The organism is Nostoc sp. ChiSLP03a, from assembly GCF_034531215.2.
Taxonomy (GTDB): Bacteria; Cyanobacteriota; Cyanobacteriia; order Cyanobacteriales; family Nostocaceae; genus Nostoc.
The window spans coordinates 26,065-43,305 of the sequence record NZ_JAVRBQ020000052.1 but is presented as its reverse complement, the minus strand read 5'-3'; the positions used below and the strand labels follow the sequence as shown (position 1 = coordinate 43,305).

Below are 17,241 nucleotides of genomic sequence, written 5' to 3'. Positions count from 1 at the left end.
ATAGGTCATCAGTGATAGCATAAATTGTAATTATTTCGTTTAACATTACCCCTCCTAATTTTTCCTCTGGAGGGGATTTTATTGCTTATGCAATGCCACCTGAACACCTGCAAGCATAACTAGCAACTTGGGTTAATACTTGTACCACGATATGCAACTCTAGCAGATATCGCCACGTTGAAAAATGATGCTTACCAAGCAGAAGTAAACAGCAATTTGGATTTAGCAGAGCAACTATGGATTCGGGTATTAGCTGCGGCTTTAGGGCAAGATATGGACGCAGTGAGAGGTTTACAAAGAATTGAACGGTTGCGAAATAGTTCTGCAAATCCTGATTTACCCCAGCAAACAATTCCACAAGCATCTAAGTCAGTCACAAATACACCTATAAGTAAACCTTCTCAAACACCTCCCAAGCCAATCTCACCATTCCCGATTAATAATACTCAGGCTTCTGGTGCGGAACAATTTGCAACATCTACAATTGCAACACCTTCAACGCCATCAAAAAAACTAATATTACCTAACTGGTCGCGGCGAAGAGTGATAACTGTTGGGTTTGCGGGTGCTGGGTTGGGTTTGGCAATTGTAGTACCTCGTATCTGGCGGTCTGATTCAGGAGAAACTACACCAGCATCTACACCAGAAATAACAAGACTTCCTAGTAACCTGAACCCGTTTGACGTTTCCTCCAATAGCTTAAAAAGCTTTTCATTTGAAACGGTGACTGTCAATGCACAGGGAAATATCGCCAACCGTAGTAATAATGAAGCGAAATACTTTGTTGAAAACTTAGGGAATGATGTCACCTTGGAAATGGTGCAGATACCAGGGGGAACCTTTATGATGGGTTCACTGGAAAAAGAAGCAGAAAGAGAGAAAGATGAAAGTCCACAGGATCAGGTAAAAGTGCCTGGGTTCTTCATGGGTAAATATGAAATCACCCAGGCACAGTATCAAGCAATTATGGGTAGTAACCCTTCTAGTTTCAAAGGTGAGAAACGACCTGTAGAACAGGTGAGTTGGGATAATGCAGTAGAATTTTGTAAAAAGTTGAGTCAAAAGACAGGAAAAACCTATCGACTAACCAGCGAAGCCGAATGGGAATATGCTTGCCGTGCTGAAACCAAAACACCTTTTTATTTTGGTGAAACGATTACCACAGGTTTAGTTAACTACAACGGTAACTATCCTTACGGCTCTGCACCAAAAAGGGAATATCGTCAACAAACAACAGATGTAGGAAAATTTTCACCAAACTCTTTCGGTTTATACGACATGCATGGTAATGTATGGGAATGGTGTCAAGATATATATAATGACAATTACCAGGGTGCGCCAAAAGATGGTAGTGCGTGGCTGACTGGTAAAAATAATGACCTAAAGCTGCTGCGTGGCGGTAGTTGGTTCGGCTATGCCAGGGGTTGCCGTTCTGCCGATCGCAATAGGCGCGCGCGTGCGAATCGTGACTACGATGTTGGTTTTCGCGTGGTGGCGGTGGCTGTGGCGTGAGTACTCCCCAAAGTCAGAGTTGATAAGTGGGAATTTATCGAGCGTACACCAGGGAGCCCAGACCTGAACCAGCGAGGAAGGCGACAACCTCCGAATATAAAACCGAGTCGGATAGCTTGGTAAGTTGCAAAACCGAACAGTTGTTCGACTCAATTAATTTTGCGACATTTAAAAGAAACTTCTAAGCTCGACTTTATCCAAAATTAAGAACTCGCTTTCTTTATCCGGCAAAAACCCTAGCTTTTTGGCAAATACTTTTTCCACGTGATAGATAGTCGATGAAGCTAAAAAAGTAAAACTCCTGTCCTACAAAGGTTTCAGATTAAGCGATCGCGTTGTGAAAAAAATGGATAAAGTCGAGCTAAGAGGATGTTTCAAAAGTGCTTGGCTGTGATTTTAGGCACTCATTGATCCCCCCTAACCCCCCTTAAAAAGGGGGGAACCGGAATCAAAGTCCCCCTTTTTAAGGGGGATTTAGGGGGATCTAAAACGTTTTGCTACCAAGAAGAGGACTTTTCAAACAACCTCTAAAATTTAGCTCATTTTTAATTGTTCTAATTTTTGTTTAATCAAAATCTCAACTTCTTCAATCTCAGCATTCGATTTTGGGATGTCAAAAGTCTCTGGAGATGCTTCAGATGTAAAGCGGTCAACAAAAGCACGAAACGCTGCTTTGTTATCGGGGTGAGCAATGACGAAGGCTCTTAACTTGGTTTTGCTCATGCTGCTAAAGTCTGGCTCAATCACAAGAACCTCCAAAAACCATTGCGATAGATTTCTATCTCTATGTTATCTCCTGCCAAAATAAACACATTACCTGTTTGTTCATCGAGGCGGATAATGTAAATAGGAGTGAATGTATTGGTCAAAGATTGACATAGTATGACACACCTGATGCCTTGTTCAGCAGTTGGCAAGATTTGTATACCTCATAACCCCATAGCTTGGAATCAGAATAGCAGGTAAGGAGAAAATATCAAACCATCTATGTTGTAAATTAGACTTCTTGCAAAAGTAGGAAAAAGGGTAAGGGGGAAAGGGGAAAGGAACAATAAAAAACCTTTTCCCTTTAACCTTTCCGCTTTTCCCACAAGAGTGCAAAAATTACTTTTGTAAGAGGTCTATTGATAAGGCAGTGTTTTTCAATCTCGCCATCAAATATCAGGTCTAAATCCCCGTCATAAAACTTAATTACGAATTACGAATTACGAATTACGAATTATTTAATAGTGCGTTGTCACAAAGGTCAACGCACCCTTATCTAAAGAAGCGGCGAGTCCAAACAATTACTTCACAGATGTCACTGTTTGGTTTACTACTGGACGTGGTTTCTTGCGGTCTGACCTGCGCGTTCCACCAGCCATCCCATATTCATCACTATTTTTGCCATAGCGAGATGCAACGTTTAACAGCATTTGCTCAGAATAAGTATTCAACTCTCGTTCTGCTTCTATTAATGCATTGTGTGTCTTATCTACTATTATTTGTGCTTGATTATAAGCGGCTAACTTTTCTCGTAACTCAATTACTTTAGTGTTGTAAGTAGCAATTGAAAACCCATTACTAAAGTCTAACTGAGGGTTAATTGTCTGCATTCCTTCAATCCGTCGTTCAGCTTTAGTCAGTGAGATGGAGTTTCGTTTCCGTTGCATATAGTTTTCCTATTTGGATTAATTTATAAATAACCCTGACTTTATACACTGAGTTATTTATATATCATCAAGATACGCAACAAGCAGATGCACCAGCCACAGTGAAGTTACAGAATTATAAAAGCATTGGATGGCATTAGCCAATTAGATAGATGCGGGTATATTTGCTGAAATTCGTTGAGAAAAGCTAGTTTTGATGTCGCAAAAGCTAGTTTTGATGTCGCAAAAGCTAGTTTTGATGTCGCAAAAGCTAGTTTTGATGTCGCAAAAGCTGGTTTTGATGTCACAAAAGCTGGTTTTGATGTCGCAAAAGCTGGTTTTGATGTCGCGGAGCTTTATTATCTCATGTAGAGACGCGATTTATCGCGTCTAAAAAATTGACGCGTTAGACAGACGCGATAAATCGCCGTCTCTACAAAGAATGTACTCGTTAATTATTCCTTGACAGACTACTAACTAATAGTAACAACAGCTACCATCGCATCGGCTAGAGGGAAATGAGACGAAGCACACTAAAAATTTATTTTTATAACTGAAAATTTTATTTTATTTATATGTTAAGTAAGTTTTAGGATGTTATCTGTATAATCTATCATTCAGTCTGAATTATCGAATGTATAATCTATCATTCAGTCTGATTGATTATTAACCTCTGTTACTTATTGATAGGTTGAAATTTGGGAATTAGGGCATCCATTTTTCAGACATAACATACTACTCACTTAGTAGTTATTTATTAACGGAATTTGAGAAGTTATGTAGGCAGACTCTATCCTAGACATGACCTAAACTTGTGCTTCAAAAATCATGAGCCATTATATGAATAGTTAGCACGTTAACAGCACTATCCAATGTCTCAAGACTTATTAAACTCCTTTCAAGAAGCATACAGCAATCTCGAACTGTTTCCGTTAATGGAACGGAACGAAATGGAAAGATTTCGAGTCGAATATGGTGATGATTTGATTGCAGACCTAAACCAATTAGTAGAAGATAGTCCTAATGGAGATGGCAAAATAGTCTTTACAGGACATCGAGGATGTGGTAAGTCTACTTTGTTAGCTGAGTTGAGCCGACAAATTCAAGATAAATATTTTGTAGTTCTGTTTTCTATTGCCGATAAAATTGAAATGTCGGCAGTTAATCATATTAATATACTGTTTGCGATCGCAGTTAATTTAATGACAGAGGCAGAAGCTCGCAAAGTTGATATTCCACAATCGACAAAAGAAGCTCTTTATAAGTGGTTCGCTACTCGCACTCGCACTGAAGAATCAAATTTGCAAGCAGAAGTAAGTATAGGTTTTGACCTCTTAAAGTTGATTAGCTCGAAATTAAAAGCTGATGCAAGCGTTCGGGATGAAATTAAGCAAGAATTTGAACGCAAGTTATCAGATTTAGTTGCGAGAATTAACGAAATAGCTGCTTTAATTCAAGCTGCAACTAAACAAAACGTTTTAGTTATTATTGATGATTTAGATAAACTGGATTTAGGCAGAGTTAACGAAATTTATCGAGATAACATTAAAGCTCTTTGTCAACCTAACTTTCAAATTATCTACACTATCCCGATCGCAGTCCTTCGAGAAACATTTATTAGCACAATAATTGCCACTGAAACTAACGACCAAGTTGTGGCAATGCCTGTATTAAAAATATTTGATAAAGGTAAAAATCGCTTCCCAAATGCCCAACCTCGCCCGGAAGCAACAAAGATTCTCGGAGAAGTTTTACAAAAGCGGATTCCCAGTGAATTAATCGCAGCACCAACGGCTGAGAAAATTGTGATTTACAGTGGTGGTGTATTGCGAGAATTAATTCGGATTTCTAAAGAATGTTGCCGCATTTGTTTGCGAACTATCCGGCGAAACCCCTCAGCCGAAGTTATCATTGATGATAAAATTCTTCTGCAAGCAATCAATAAAATTCGCAATGATTTTTCGATACGTTTAGGAAAAACTGATATCGATATTTTGCAGAGCGTTTATGAACAATTTATGCCCAACGACCCCAAACAAGCAGAGTTTTTAGATTTGTTACACGGGCTGTATGTTCTAGAATATCGCACTGATGAAACTTGGTATGATGTTCATCCAATTATTATCGAAAGCTTGAGAAGACAGGGAGCCATTAATGTTAAATGAGGAATTATTTGATGAAGGAGAAAATCAAGATGCGTATGATGATTTAATTGTTTCTATTGAAGCTCAAAAGCGGGGATTAAATTTACTGATTGCGGTTTGCGATGATGCTAGCTTTCGCGATCGGATTATTGCTCAATATGAAGCTGAACTCCAACCCGCCTTCGGTGCATATCGAGTAACTTTAGCACGTCAAGAACCTAGTATCAAAGCTGCTCTTAACCAACTGCTACAACAAGAAGAATATCTCCGTCAGCAGAACCCGGCGGTAATCACTGTGATGGGTGCTGAACAATTGTATTTTCTTAGGTTGGGAAATGAGCAATCAGAACAGGAGAAATTTTTTGGTTACTTACAGTGGACAAGGGAAGGATTGCGCGAATTTCCATTTGCGATCGTGCTTTGGGTAACTAATCAAATTTTAGTCAACTTAATTAAAAAAGCTCCTGATTTTTGGAGTTGGCGCAACGGTGTATTTCGGTTTGAATCTCAAAAGACAAATGCTATTCCTGGTAAAGAATTAGAAAATATCCGCTTTGTTTTTCGAGACACAGAATTAGCTAGCACAGATACTAATGAAACTAATCGCTTTTTCTTACCCATTCAAGATTTACAAAGGTTAATCGAGAAAGTAGAACAAGAACGGGGAACTAAAGACCCCACCTTGGCTACTTTATACTCAAGATTGGGTGATATTTACCACAGCAGATTAGATCGGGGTGAATCTCAAAACTATCAAGAAGAACAGGAATTAGCAATTAAATATTTGCGGAAAGCGAGTGAGTTACAAAATGAATTAGGTTTGCAGATAGACTTAGCTAATAGCCTCAACAATTTAGCAGGAATATATCGCGCAACAGGAAACTACAGTGAAGCCGAACCCTTATATAAACAAGCTTTAGAACTGAGAAAACGCTTGTTAGGAGAAAATCATCCTGCTTTTGCTACTAGCCTGAATAATTTGGCAGGACTTTACAAATCTACTGGACAATATAGTAAAGCAGAACTCCTATATCAACAAGCTTTAGAACTGAGGAAAGCATTGTTAGGAGAAAACCATGCTGATGTCGCCGCTAGTCTGAACAATTTGGCATTACTATATGATGAACAAGGACGTTATGACGAAGCAGAACCTTTGTATTTGCAATCATTAGAACTCGAAAAACGTCTGCTGGGTGAAAATCATCTTTCTTTTGCTCTTATACTAAATAATTTAGCGCTACTTTATTATCATCAAGGACGTTACAGTGAAGCTGAACCTTTGTCGCAACAAGCAATAGAATTAGATAAGCGATTTTTGGGAGAAGAAAATCCTGATGTTGCTACAGATTTGCACAATTTAGGTTTAATATACCGCGCTCAAGGACGCTACAGTGAAGCAGAATCTTTATTTTTGGAATCATTAGAACTCAAGCAGCGTGTATTACAAAAAGCGCATCCGCTATTAGCAGACACGATCTATGCTCTTGGTTATATGTACAGAGAACAGGGACGTTACAATGAAGCGGAACCCTTATGTATAAAAGCCTTAGAACTTGATAAGCACCTATTGGGAGAAAATCATCCCAATGTTGCCGAAAGTCTGAATAATCTGGCAGAAATTTATCGTGAAACTGGACGTTACGGTGAAGCTGAACCGCTTTATTTGCAAGCTTTGGATATTTGCGAACGAGTGTGGGGTGTAAATCATCATCGTAGTGTTACTGTTCGTCAAAATTTAGATAAACTTGCCGCAGCAATGCAGAATAATGGAGAGTGCGATGTCTTGTCTACGACACGCTGCGCGAACGACAACCCCTTCGGGGAAAGCACTGCATAAAGCAAAAATCTAATTTTGGGTTCAGCTAAACGTTAAAATATCATAAAAATAGAATGTTTTCATTTTGAGACTCTAATCTAAAGATAGCAAAATGGCTAAAGATGTTTTTCATCAACAGGTAAAACAAGCATTAATCAAAGATGGGTGGATAATTACTCACGACCCTTTTACAATTCGTGTTAGTGAAGCGATTAAACTACAAATAGACTTAGCCGCTGAAAATGCCATTGCCGCAGAACGGAATACAGAGAAAATAGCTGTTGAAATTAAGAGTTTTATTGCAGATTCAGATATCAGTGAATTTCATACTGCACTCGGACAATATTTGAATTACTGCCAAGCTCTTGAAGAAAAAGAAGCAGACAGAGTGCTTTATTTAGCTGTTCCTATCGAAACATATTAAGACTTTTTCCAACTTTCTTTTGTCCAACGCACCCTTCATCGTTACCAAGTTAAATTGATAATTTACGACCCCAAGCGTGAGGAAATTCGGCTATGGATAAAATAGAACGCTATCGACAATTTATCAAACAAATTCTCAGCGAACATCAACAAATCACGTCTAATACCGATACTGTCAAATCACAATTAATTTTAGACAATGAAAACAACCATTATCAACTAGCTTACGTTGGCTGGCAAGGAGATAAGCGGGTGTTTGGTCCAGTCATACATTTTGATATTCAAGATGGGAAAATATGGATACAGTATAATGGTACAGAAGAGTCTGTTGCTGAACGATTGGTTGAGTTAGGTGTACCCCCTTCTGATATTGTTATTGGGTTCCATTCTCCTTTTAAGCGCCAGTTTACTTCTTATGCTGTCGAGTGAACTTCAACTCAAGCGATGAATAAATGAATATTGAACAAGTAGTAAATAAATAGAAAAGCGATCCCTCTCCAGAGATACCCGACTTGTTTAAGAAGTCGGGTATCTCTGGAAAGCTTGCTCAATTGTCCTTCAAATAAATCTACTAGCGAACGCCAACAAAACCAGCTTTCTCAATTGCTCTTTGTCCCTGATCGGTTAATAAAAGATTGGCATAAGCATTTCCAATCTGCTGTTCCCGTCCTTTATTCTGCTTAATAATCACAAACAAATTAGCAATCATCGGATAGCTGCCATTTTCGATCGCCTGAGTATTTAGTTGGTTGCGCTGACGCGGACACTGTTCAGGCGAAACCATCGGCGTTTGATAGGGGGTAATTAGCCGATTGGAACTCTGACCCAATGGTAAAGCCTTCACGGTACATTGAAAGACTACCGAACGGGCAGAAGCATAATACACACTACCAGGGGTTTTACTGAGTTGGCGCACTGCCTCTGTAGTTGAGTAGACATATTGCACATTAGAGCCAAATGCTTGCCCTTTTAAGTCGCTATTGTTAGGAAATATTACTGTATCTGCGTCTTCTGGTCGTTGCGAAAAAGCTGTGATGGGTAGATTTGGCCCGCCGACTTGATTCCAGTTAGTAATTTTCCCCAAATAAATTTGCTGCAATTGGTCAACAGTTAAACCAGGCACATTGAGTGATGGGTTGACTACCACTGCTATCCCATCTTTACCCACTTGGCGTTCCTCAAGGGTAAAACCTCGCTCTTTTGCCATAGCTTGTTCTTCATCTGTGAGGGGACGGGAAGACTGAGCAAAGTCTATTTTCCCATCAAGCAACATCCGAATGCCAGAGCTAGAACCAGGACTAGCATTAACAGGGTTTACGTAGCGTAATCTTAGTTCCGGGCGATCGCTCTGGATCTGAGAATCTACCAATTGCCGAATAGATGCCCAAGCGGTACTACCTCCGTAGTTGAATGATGCAGGGGGAACATCAGCAACTGTCTGAAAAGTTGATTCATTCTTAGAGACGCGATTGAAATTTTGATTGGAGGAAGAGTTAACACTGTTGCGGAACAATAAATTTGGCTTCAATAACCACCAAAGTAATCCGCCAATAACCATAAGTGTGAGAACTTTACCAATAATCAAACCTCTAAGAAAGAGGGAGATTTCGCTGTTAATTAAAGCTTTTCTTTGATTTGTATTGTCCATATTTTTAAATATTGTTTCATTGTATTTATCTTACAGGAATATCTAAGTATTTATCCTATGGTAATCATGAAATATTTAAATTCAAACTAAATCTGTAATAGCTAGTTAATAGACAGTTTGATGATTGCTGCTAGATAATTAACTTTTCTAGTTTAGTGAAATTAAATTTACTCTTTGGTAGTTTTTGCAATGGTGCAATTGCTTTGACAGATTCTTCTGTTAGGTACTGATTTAGCTAGTAGACTACTTGTATTAGTTAATAATGGGAACTCAACCTTCCTATAAAACTCTTTAGTTGAGTAGGTTGGTTTGGAAGCGATGTCCCCGTATTAATGAATGTATAGATTAAAACTATTACTATCAAACTCGTAGTTGCACCAAGACCAATGCCCAGTAGCAAAATAAAGTTTCTATAAGTTAGCAAATAGGTATCATCAGCCTTGTAGTTGATGTCAGCAGATTGTGAAGACTGTGATAACGCTACATCATCAGAATTAAGTGCTTGTAAAGCTTCTGTGGCAGACTGATAACGCTGGTTGTAGCGATCGCGAACCATTATATCTAAAATATTTGCCAGAGCATCACTTACCTCTGCCTTGTCGCGCCAGATAACTTCTCCAGTAGTGGGATCTTCTGGTAATTGTTCAGGCATTAAACCTGTTAAAGCTTGGATGCCAATCATCCCGACTGCATAAATATCGCTGCAAAGTTTTGGCTTTCCCTTAGCCTGTTCGCTTGGCATATAGCCAGGAGTCCCAACCGCAATTGTTAAGCCTGCTCCCAAAGCACCAATTTTCTTAATACTGCCAAAATCAATTAGCACAATCTTTCGATCCGAGTACCGCCGCATTAAGTTTTGAGGCTTAATATCTCGGTGAATAATATCGTGTTGGTGGACGAAAGCCAGTACTTCTAGGATGTCTTTTAATAAATTTACGACTGTATTCTCGTTGAGACGCTGACCTGGGACAATTTCTTGAGTCAAGGCATGACCGTCAATATATTCCTGAACTAAATAGAAATCCCCGTCTTCATTAAAATGAGCAAACAGTCTCGGAATTTGCTCGTGGTTGTTGCCTAGCTGGTATAAAACTTCTGCTTCCCGATCGAACAGCTTTTTAGCAATGGGTAGAACAGCAGGGTTGGAATCTTTTGGATGAAAATGTTTGACCACACAATGAGGTTGTCCTGGTAAATCCAAGTCAATGGCCAAGTAGGTATCACCAGAACCGCCACTTCCTAACTGTTTGACAATCTCAAAGCGATTCCGAAGTGTTTTTCTGTTGAAAGAGGAGCGATGTCTGTTACGTGTAGCAACCCCTACTAAGTAAGTATTACCAGATTCTCCGCTTCCCATCACTTTGACAGTTTCAAAGCGACTTCGGAGTGTTTTTCTAACTAGAGGGTTCTGGCTCATGTGGCGTATACTACTTTTTAATTTACTGACCATTCAGAGCTTGAATGAGGTTATGAATAACTGCTTACCGTTAAATTTGCCGATCTTTGCGGCAGTTAGCCATCGTGCGACCTATGCTTTGGATACCTTTGGTGCTTAGTTGCTTGACTGCTTTGTTGAATACCCTTACAAATATCTTAATACAAAATTAATTTATGAAATACTTCTGTAATCATATTATCACTTAAGTAAATTTAACACTAGTCCACAGTATTTAAGCTATGGACAGAGAATAATATTTATGAGTTAAAATGGTTAATTCTTTTAACTGTTAAGTCTGATTACTGACGAAACCTTGAGCAGTGAAATTTAAAGGCACAAATAGCACTTAAAGTGTTCGCTACCATTTTGTCATCAGATTCTAGTCGTTACTAACTGCGATCGCGTTATCAGAGCGATGTGAATTTGACGAAAAAACTAAAAAAGATTGGGTAAGTTTTTGAGATAGTTAGGTGTAACTTCTCGATCGCTCACACATTTTACGCTCTCGATTTCCTAATAATTCTGGCAAATCTTTAATGCGTATTCGCTTCCACAAAATGCCACAATTAATATGTATGATACCAATTGTTAAAAAAATCCATCCCTACCTACCCTTAGCAAGAGAAGGGTGTGCGTCAGTGCAGGTTGGGTTATCTGTCGTAAGCATTTATTTTTAGAATTGGTACCAAATACTTGAATGAAAAAGCAAAATTGCGAATTACAATACTTGCAATCTCTCCAATAACTTCAAGTTTCTACTTTTATGACTAGAATAAATATTATAACTGGATTTCCTTAAATTAAATCCGTATAAATTTGCGAACTTTGTTTATTTATTGGTTTACTCAGTCCTTATAACATTAATTTACAGTATATTAACTGGTTATTCAATACTTTCTCTAAAACATCCTACTTTTCCCACTTTTCCCACTTTTTACTTTACTCGTCTTTATATCATTTACAATCACTCAGTTGCATCTAGCAAAAGTAATAGTTGGAATAAATAGTCGAAGCTGATTTTTATATGTTTTTATTTAATACCAATTTGTAATTAATAAAGTCAGATATAGCATGGCTTTCGGGGTTTGAATGTGTTGTCTCATTTTAGAGAATTGGTATAACTTTTTTGGCAGCTAATAAATATGCCTTATTTATGTTTCTTACCTTTGTATAAGGCAATACAAAAAAAATTTACTAGCGCAGCAAGCTGAATTTATTAGGTTGAATAATTCTGTTAATGATTAGATTTTGGTTTTTGTGAGTTTTTTAAACCCAACATTTACGTCTTTATATTCATTTTCACTGGTATTTTTATTCTGTTAATTAAAAAAGCCCCCTAGTGGGGGCTTATTAAGTTGTCCGCGTGGATTAAACAACTAGTTAATTAATACTTACAGTAGATACAGTAATCCGAATAAAATAATCCAAATTACGTCAACGAAGTGCCAATAGATTTCGGCTGCTTCAATGCCAAAGTGCTTTTCGTTACTGTAGTGACCCGGAAGGCGCGATCGCCACAACACGGCAACGATTGCCAAAACGCCGATGGTAACGTGTAATCCGTGGAAACCAGTCAAAACGTAAAATGCACTCGCAAATAAATTGGTAGTTAAACCAAATTCTAAATGGGTATATTCATATACTTGACCCACCAAGAAGATAGCACCCATTGCAGCGGTAATTGCTAACCAGATTTGCGCACCCCGCGCATCGTTCTTTTTGATAGCAGTATCGGCATTGTGCATGACAAAACTACTAGAAATTAGATTGATGGTGTTGACTCCAGGTAACAAAAGTTCTAATTCTGGAGTACCTGCTGGCGGCCATGCAGGTAAGGTAGCACGGAAAGCCAAATAGGCTCCGAACAACCCCATAAAAATCATCCCTTCAGCAATCAGGAAGACAATTAGCCCAAACATCCGATGGTCTGGATGTTCTTCATGATGACCGACGGACGCTTCCGCTGCATGGTGATGATTTAGTTCGGTTTTAGCTGGGTCAATAGTTTGACTTTGCATGAATTTTTATAAGTGGGGAATGGGGAATGGGGAGTTAGAAGTTAGGAGTTAAAAGTTAGGAGTTAAAAATTTTGAACTAACAACTTTATTAAAGTCATAACTCATAACTCCTAACTTTATTTCCGGTCTTCGGGATTAGCAGCAACCGCAGAGTCGGGTTCTGCTCTTAATACTGAGTTCGGCCCGCCAGATAAGACTGGATTGGGATCGGATAAAGGTACACCTTCGTCAGCCTTTTCCAAACCGTAGTCGTAGGGGCCTGTAGCTAGTACTGGGGTTCGATCGAAATTCTCGATCGCAGGTGGTGATGTAGTCATCCACTCTAAGGTAAGCGCCCTCCAAGGATTATTACCAGCTTTCTCGCCGTATAACCAACTCCAAATCGCATTAATGATGAAGGGGAATGTCGAAACTGCTAGTATGTAAGCGCCGTAAGTGCAGATTTCGTTGATAAAGGTAAATTTGGGGTCATACTGAGCGACGCGGCGGTTCATGCCCATTAATCCCAGCTTGTGCATTGGTAAGAAGGTCATATTTAGACCCACTATTGTTAAGGCAAAGTGAACCTTGCCCCAAAATTCGTTCACCATTCGTCCCGTCATTTTTGGGAACCAGTGGTAAATGCCTGCATAAATCCCTAAGACGCTACCGCCAAAGAGCACGTAGTGTAAGTGTGCTACCACAAAATAGGTGTCGTGGACATGAATATCAAAAGGCACTGCTGCCAACATGACGCCACTGATCCCGCCGATGACAAAGGTGCCGACAAAGCCAATAGCGAACAACATGGCAGTATTAAGCTGGATTTTCCCGCCCCACATGGTTGCTAACCAGCTAAATATTTTAATTCCCGTAGGTACGGCAATGATCATGGTGGTGATCATAAAGAACATCCGCAACCAACCGGGGATACCGCTAGTAAACATGTGGTGCGCCCAAACAATTAGCCCCAAAAAGCTAATAGCCAGAGACGAATAAGCGATCGCTTTATAGCCAAAAATCGGCTTGCGGGAATGCACGGGAATAATTTCTGAAATTGCCCCAAAGAAGGGCAAAATCATGATGTAAACGGCTGGGTGGGAGTAAAACCAGAACATGTGCTGGTAAACTACAGGGTCGCCACCCCCAGTTGGGTTAAAAAATGTTGTCCCGGCAATTAAGTCAAAAGCCAGCAAAATTAGACCTGCTGCTAACACTGGTGTAGATACCAAAGTCAGTGCTGAGGTAGCAAACATCGCCCAGCAGAACAACGGCATTTGATGAACACCCATACCGGGGATACGCATCCTGAGCAATGTGACGAGGAAATTGATTGCTCCTAAAATCGATGACGTACCTAGTAGGAGGACGCTCATAATCCAAATTCCCTCACCGACTTGACCTGTTACCAAGCTCAGGGGAGGGTAGGAAGTCCAACCCGCATCCGGTGCATCGCCTACCACTAAACTGAGGATCAACAATAAACCCGCAGGCGGAATCATCCAAAAGGCAACAGCATTCAAGCGCGGAAATGCCATATCCTTTGCCCCAATCATCAAAGGGATGAGGAAGTTAGCAAAACCCGCACCAGCTGGCACAATCCACAAGAAAATCATGATCGTGGCGTGCAGCGTAAATAAGCTGTTGTAGACTTCAGGGGTGACGAAATCGACTTCTGGAGTTCGCAGTTCTGTACGAACCAAGTCAGCCATCACGCCACCGATACAGTAAAAAATGAATGTAGTGACTAGGTATTGAATCCCAATCACCTTATGGTCGGTGTTGAAACTAAAGTAGTCTTGCCATTTTCTGATCCCTGGCTCCTCAACAAGAGCAGGGGCGTTGGCAGTTTCTTGCACTTGAGCTTGGGTCATTTGTCATTTGTCCTTTGTCACTTGTCCTTTGTCATTTGTCCTTTGTCACTTGTCCTTTGTCATTTGTCCTTTGTCATTGGTATGAGTACTAATGACCAATGACTAATGACTAATGACCGATGACTAATGACTAATGACTAATGACTAATGACTATTTGTGAACTTGATGGAGGATTTCTGGCTGAATTCCCATGTCCTTGGTGTAAGGAGCGAGAAATTCATTTGGGGATAGATCGGCAGGATTAACAGCAACGGCTTGATTTAGTGTTTCTTTGCTGGCAACTAGCTGTTCTTGCATCCATTTGTCAAAGGCTTCTTGTGGCTCAACAACTATTGGCGCTCTCATCGCACCGTGGTAGGGGCCACAAAGTTCAGCACAGATTAGGGTATAGTCTCCTGCTGTTTTGGGGGTGAAGCGAATCTCGCTTTGCCTACCAGGAATCGCATCTTGTTTCAAGCGGAACTCTGGAACCCAGAAAGCGTGGATGACATCGTTGGCTGTCATATTAATTTCCACTTCTCGCCCGATGGGGACGTGCATTTCACCTGTGGTTATACCAGTTTCAGGATAGGTGAAAAGCCAAGCATATTGTAGTCCTGTGACGTTGACCTGTAATCCTGCTGGTTTGCCTGCTTTATCAGGAGTTCCCCCAATTGTTGGAGCAACACTACCGACACCTGGAGCATTCCGCAGTTGGGGAATTTGGTCAGCGTTGCGGACTTCTGCTGTAGCTGGGTCTTGCATTGCCTCATCAGATTTTTCTTGATTGAGGTTGGGTTCGGTGCTGGGTGGAGTATCGCTTAAAGTTGCGGCGATCGCACTCCCATGCCCTGGCATTTTCATCGACTCCTGATTCATCGGCGCTTCATGAATAGCATGGGGATCAAAGCCACCGATTTCGTTGTAAACATCAAAGCTGTAAACAGAAATACCGATAACGATAATTGCTGGGATCGCCGTCCAGAGAATTTCTAAAGGTATATTGCCTTCAACTGGTGGGCCGTCTTCATTATCACCTGCACGCCGACGATATTTAAATGCAGAGTAAATTAAAACACCTTCGACGATTAGGAATATACCTGTAGAAACGACCATCATCGCGTTGAACAGACCATCCACTAAGACGGCTTCATCTGTGGCTGCTGCTGGCAACAGACCGTGATTTTGACCGTACCAAAGGCTGGCGAGCGTTAGCACGATGCCAATGAGTAATGTCCAGATTGAACTTGGAATCTTCACGGCTTACTTAATTGAATTTACTACGTTATCTTAAAGCTGCTCACTTACTAAGGTAGTCTAGGCTGTTAGACATGGGAGAGAAAGGTCTGAAATTTTTATTAATTTTTTTGGCTATTTCACTAATTTTGAGTATGAGTTTACTATCATACAACGCCAAAAATAGATGCAAATCAGTAAAAAAATTTAAGGAAAAATTTAGGATGTTTAAATTAATTGCCATTCATCAATTTCTCACATCTTGAAAAATACCTAAAGCTTCAGGCAAAACCTTGTTGGAGTGATTCAAAGTATAAGTGAGTGCTAATCTATAAAACCTTAGCCTATACGCTAGGGTGAAGATAGGACGCTAAAAGAAAATTGAAAATTTTAAGAGAGCCACCAAGAACGGGCAGAAGGTATCATTCATGAGCGAATTTGTCCTACAACAACAAAATGAAGCGGCGCTTCAGCAGCAAAAGCCCAAGGAAATGATTCGTCGCTTGGTGTGGAAAATATGCATAGCCACCTTAATTTTGATGGCAATAGGCAGCGCCACCCGTGTGATGAATGCTGGGCTTGCTTGCCCAGACTGGCCCTTATGCTATGGCGAACTCGTGCCAGCCAAGCAAATGAATCTCCAAGTGTTTTTGGAGTGGTTTCACAGATTGGATGCGGCTTTAATTGGTGTAAGCGCGATCGCACTCTTTGGTTTGTCCTGGTGGCATCGTCGTTTCTTACCCAGATGGCTGCCTTGGGCATCTACATTCGCCCTATTTTTAATTGTCTTCCAAGGCATCTTGGGGGGACTCACCGTTACCGAACTCTTGCGGTTTGATATCGTTACCGCCCATTTAGGAACGGCGCTGTTGTTTTTTACCACCCTGCTGATTATCGGCACAGCACTCACACCCTATCAGGGAAATGGAACCGTTGGTAAGTTGCCTTGGATCGGTTTAACTGCCGCTATTCTGGTTTACCTGCAAAGTCTGCTAGGTGCTTTAGTAGGCTCTCGCTGGGCGCTACACCAATGTCTCGGCGGTTCTCAACTTTGTACGGTAATGTACAGCCATATTGCTGGTTTGGTGCCGCCAACAGTAGCAACCTTGGCAATGGTATTTATCTGTTGGCGGACACCAGCACTACATCCAGCCTTACGGCGACTGGCAAATATGGCTGGTGGGTTGTTAACCTTACAAATCTTGTTGGGATTCGCCACTTTCAAATTACACCTCCAAGTCGAGCCTCTCACCGTCTCTCACCAAGCTATAGGAGCTACTTTGCTGGGTACTTTGGTGGTTTTCACAGTTCTCGCACTGCGTGACTCAGTTAGTGCTGATTCACGAGCTTTAAGTGCTGAGTAGGGAATGGGGCATTGAGCATTGGGAAAAGACAAGGGAGACAAGGAAGAGGGGTGAGACAAGGAAGAAACTTGTTCAATAATTCTCCCTTGTCCCCCCTGTCCCCCTCATCTCCCCCTGCTCCCCACTCTCCACTAAACGACGAAAGCCGCAACGGCGAGTATTGCGACCCATGCAGGTG

13 protein-coding genes and 2 pseudogenes are annotated in these 17,241 nt (G+C 40.6%); 7 read left to right on the top strand and 8 right to left on the bottom strand.

Annotated elements, in window-relative coordinates; translation table 11 throughout:
• Positions 1-531 precede the first annotated feature (531 nt).
• Positions 532-1,512: pseudogene (locus RMY32_RS08930) on the top strand (formylglycine-generating enzyme family protein); the annotation flags it as partial.
• Positions 1,513-2,046: 534 nt separating this feature from the next.
• Here RMY32_RS08930 and RMY32_RS08925 read toward each other — a convergent pair.
• The 3 genes from RMY32_RS08925 to RMY32_RS08915 form a co-directional block, all read right to left on the bottom strand.
• On the bottom strand, positions 2,047-2,259 hold the full coding sequence (locus tag RMY32_RS08925) for a DUF6887 family protein (RefSeq protein ID WP_322709799.1): 213 nt from the start codon (positions 2,257-2,259) through the stop codon (positions 2,047-2,049).
• The gene (locus RMY32_RS08920; RefSeq protein ID WP_322705137.1) at positions 2,256-2,429 is read right to left on the bottom strand and encodes a DUF6888 family protein; all 174 of its coding nucleotides are present in this window, start codon (positions 2,427-2,429) and stop codon (positions 2,256-2,258) included. Before RMY32_RS08920 ends, RMY32_RS08925 begins: the two co-directional genes overlap by 4 nt.
• Before the next feature lie 369 nt (positions 2,430-2,798).
• Positions 2,799-3,164, bottom strand: a complete 366-nt coding sequence (locus RMY32_RS08915) for a hypothetical protein (RefSeq protein ID WP_322705138.1) — start codon at positions 3,162-3,164, stop codon at positions 2,799-2,801.
• Between the two features lie 177 nt (positions 3,165-3,341).
• On the opposite strand from RMY32_RS08915, the gene RMY32_RS08910 reads away from it, so the two are divergent.
• The 5 genes and pseudogenes from RMY32_RS08910 (at position 3,342) to RMY32_RS08890 (ending at position 7,955) form a co-directional block, all read left to right on the top strand.
• Positions 3,342-3,515, top strand: coding sequence for a hypothetical protein (locus RMY32_RS08910; protein ID WP_322709798.1), 174 nt, complete (start codon positions 3,342-3,344; stop codon positions 3,513-3,515).
• A 500-nt stretch (positions 3,516-4,015) separates the two neighbouring features.
• Positions 4,016-5,308, top strand: coding sequence for an ATP-binding protein (locus RMY32_RS08905; RefSeq protein WP_322709797.1), 1,293 nt, complete (start codon positions 4,016-4,018; stop codon positions 5,306-5,308).
• A complete protein-coding gene (locus RMY32_RS08900; protein WP_322709795.1) occupies positions 5,298-7,124 on the top strand; it encodes a tetratricopeptide repeat protein in 1,827 nt (608 codons plus the stop codon). The genes RMY32_RS08905 and RMY32_RS08900 overlap by 11 nt, the downstream gene beginning before the upstream one ends.
• Before the next feature lie 91 nt (positions 7,125-7,215).
• Positions 7,216-7,632 (top strand): annotated as a pseudogene (locus RMY32_RS08895) (XisH family protein).
• Complete coding sequence (locus tag RMY32_RS08890; protein WP_322709794.1) at positions 7,620-7,955, top strand: XisI protein; 336 nt, start codon at positions 7,620-7,622, stop codon at positions 7,953-7,955. Before RMY32_RS08895 ends, RMY32_RS08890 begins: the two are co-directional and overlap by 13 nt.
• Positions 7,956-8,097: 142 nt before the next feature.
• Here the strand turns inward: RMY32_RS08890 and RMY32_RS08885 are convergent, their stop codons facing one another.
• The 5 genes from RMY32_RS08885 to RMY32_RS08865 form a co-directional block, all read right to left on the bottom strand.
• Positions 8,098-9,174 (bottom strand): PstS family phosphate ABC transporter substrate-binding protein, encoded by a 1,077-nt coding sequence (locus RMY32_RS08885; RefSeq protein WP_322709793.1) that lies wholly within the window; start codon positions 9,172-9,174, stop codon positions 8,098-8,100.
• Between the two features lie 256 nt (positions 9,175-9,430).
• A complete protein-coding gene (locus tag RMY32_RS08880) occupies positions 9,431-10,591 on the bottom strand; it encodes a serine/threonine-protein kinase (RefSeq protein ID WP_322709791.1) in 1,161 nt (386 codons plus the stop codon).
• 1,412 nt (positions 10,592-12,003) lie between these two features.
• A complete protein-coding gene (locus tag RMY32_RS08875) occupies positions 12,004-12,630 on the bottom strand; it encodes a heme-copper oxidase subunit III (protein ID WP_104909637.1) in 627 nt (208 codons plus the stop codon).
• A 116-nt stretch (positions 12,631-12,746) separates the two neighbouring features.
• Positions 12,747-14,483: a cytochrome c oxidase subunit I gene (gene ctaD / locus RMY32_RS08870; protein ID WP_322709790.1), complete on the bottom strand. Its 1,737-nt coding sequence runs from the start codon at positions 14,481-14,483 to the stop codon at positions 12,747-12,749.
• 151 nt (positions 14,484-14,634) lie between these two features.
• A complete protein-coding gene (locus tag RMY32_RS08865) occupies positions 14,635-15,723 on the bottom strand; it encodes a cytochrome c oxidase subunit II (protein WP_322709789.1) in 1,089 nt (362 codons plus the stop codon).
• Positions 15,724-16,127: 404 nt separating this feature from the next.
• Here RMY32_RS08865 and RMY32_RS08860 point away from each other — a divergent pair, with 404 nt between their 5' ends.
• Positions 16,128-17,063, top strand: coding sequence for a heme A synthase (locus RMY32_RS08860; RefSeq protein WP_322709788.1), 936 nt, complete (start codon positions 16,128-16,130; stop codon positions 17,061-17,063).
• Positions 17,064-17,241 lie beyond the last annotated feature (178 nt).

What these genes read in the sequence shown, in the direction of transcription:
- RMY32_RS08875 (WP_104909637.1), bottom strand. Translation starts at nt 12,630, where the DNA reads ATGCAAAGTCAAACTATTGACCCAGCTAAAACCGAACTAAATCATCAC.
- RMY32_RS08915 (WP_322705138.1), bottom strand. Translation starts at nt 3,164, where the DNA reads ATGCAACGGAAACGAAACTCCATCTCACTGACTAAAGCTGAACGACGG.
- RMY32_RS08890 (WP_322709794.1), top strand. Translation starts at nt 7,620, where the DNA reads ATGGATAAAATAGAACGCTATCGACAATTTATCAAACAAATTCTCAGC.
- RMY32_RS08900 (WP_322709795.1), top strand. Translation starts at nt 5,298, where the DNA reads ATGTTAAATGAGGAATTATTTGATGAAGGAGAAAATCAAGATGCGTAT.
- RMY32_RS08905 (WP_322709797.1), top strand. Translation starts at nt 4,016, where the DNA reads ATGTCTCAAGACTTATTAAACTCCTTTCAAGAAGCATACAGCAATCTC.
- RMY32_RS08885 (WP_322709793.1), bottom strand. Translation starts at nt 9,174, where the DNA reads ATGGACAATACAAATCAAAGAAAAGCTTTAATTAACAGCGAAATCTCC.
- ctaD (WP_322709790.1), bottom strand. Translation starts at nt 14,483, where the DNA reads ATGACCCAAGCTCAAGTGCAAGAAACTGCCAACGCCCCTGCTCTTGTT.
- RMY32_RS08880 (WP_322709791.1), bottom strand. Translation starts at nt 10,591, where the DNA reads ATGAGCCAGAACCCTCTAGTTAGAAAAACACTCCGAAGTCGCTTTGAA.
- RMY32_RS08860 (WP_322709788.1), top strand. Translation starts at nt 16,128, where the DNA reads ATGAGCGAATTTGTCCTACAACAACAAAATGAAGCGGCGCTTCAGCAG.